Annotated in this window: 1 protein-coding gene; it reads right to left on the bottom strand. The window is 66.1% G+C overall.

What is annotated here, in order from left to right:
- Nucleotides 1–222: HAD family hydrolase (locus tag SB764_RS44580; protein WP_410867384.1), on the bottom strand; the 222-nt coding region annotated here is incomplete at its 3' end.
- Nucleotides 223–236: the final 14 nt, after the last annotated feature.

Below are 236 nucleotides of genomic sequence, written 5' to 3'. Positions count from 1 at the left end.
CGCTCCTGCGACGTCCTGGTGCCGGTCCCCCACCATCACAGCTGTTTGGGGGTTGAGGCCCGCCAATGCTGCGGCAACTATCTCGACCTTGCCTGGCGCCGAATTGGCGGCCACGGACTCGTCATCCGCGGCGCCTTGGATTGTCACGAAGAAGCGGGCAATTCCGTGGTGCTCCAGGACGAGCCGGGCCAGTGCTTGTGGCTTTTGGGTGGCTACGGCCACCGGACGTCCAGCGC

The sequence above is a fragment of the Paraburkholderia sp. SIMBA_027 genome, from assembly GCF_046535315.1.
Taxonomy (GTDB): domain Bacteria; phylum Pseudomonadota; class Gammaproteobacteria; order Burkholderiales; family Burkholderiaceae; genus Paraburkholderia; species Paraburkholderia tropica.
Note: the sequence above shows the minus strand (reverse complement) of the source record. Positions and strands in the feature narration are given on the sequence as shown.